Source organism: Herbaspirillum sp. UBA812 (assembly GCF_002296545.1).
Taxonomy (GTDB): Bacteria; Pseudomonadota; Gammaproteobacteria; order Burkholderiales; family Burkholderiaceae_D; genus Herbaspirillum; species Herbaspirillum huttiense.
In genome coordinates this window covers 1-741 of sequence record NZ_DBIC01000271.1, presented here as the reverse complement: position 1 = coordinate 741, position 741 = coordinate 1, and the positions used below count along the sequence as shown (strand labels likewise).

The window sequence follows — 741 nt, the reverse complement described above, 5'->3', positions numbered from 1 at the left end:
GGTGGCCAAGGAATTCAAGGTGTTCTATCAGAAGGTGCCGGGCAAGCAGCCGGGCAGCTATACGATGGATCACACGGCGGGTAGCTACGTATTCGATCCGCAGGGACACATCCGCCTGTTCGTCAAGCACGGACAAGGGCCGCAGACGCTGGCGCATGACATCAAGCTGCTGCTGTCGTGATGGCTTGAAACGATATAAATCGTTTGGATAAAAAGAAAGGCACCCGAGGGTGCCTTTTTCATTGCTGCTGATCTGAATGAAATCCGGATCAGGAATAAGCCTGCAGCGAGGTCTTCATCTTCTTCAGTGCGACTGCTTCGATCTGGCGGATACGCTCGGCCGACACGCCGAACTCGTCAGCCAGTTCATGCAGGGTCGCACCCGAGCCGTCGTCATTGGCCAGCCAGCGGGCTTCGACGATGCGGCGCGAACGGTCATCCAGCTTGGACAGGGCCGCTTCCAGGCCTTCGGATTGCAGGCGGTCGTATTGCTTGGCTTCGATCACGCGGGTCGGTTCCGAATTGTCGGAGGACAGGTAGGCAATGGGCGCGAACTTGTCATCCTCATCATCGGTGGGCGACTCCAGGGCGATGTCGCGACCGGACAGACGGGTTTCCATCTCGATCACTTCTTCGCGCTTGACGTCCAGGGTCTTGGCCAGGGCCTCGACCTGGGCCGGCGTCATCGCGTCCAGGCCTTCCTTGTGGCTGCGCAGGTTGAAGAACAGCTTGCGCTGGGCC

At 59.2% G+C, this 741-nt stretch carries 2 protein-coding genes; one reads left to right on the top strand and one right to left on the bottom strand.

The window, feature by feature from the left end; all coding sequences use genetic code 11:
* The coding region (locus tag B3873_RS18715) for an SCO family protein (protein ID WP_286868098.1) at positions 1-181 on the top strand (181 nt) is incomplete at its 5' end.
* An 88-nt stretch (positions 182-269) separates the two neighbouring features.
* Here B3873_RS18715 and B3873_RS18710 read toward each other — a convergent pair.
* Positions 270-741 (bottom strand): sigma-70 family RNA polymerase sigma factor (locus B3873_RS18710; protein WP_286868097.1); only part of this gene is annotated, 472 nt, incomplete at its 5' end.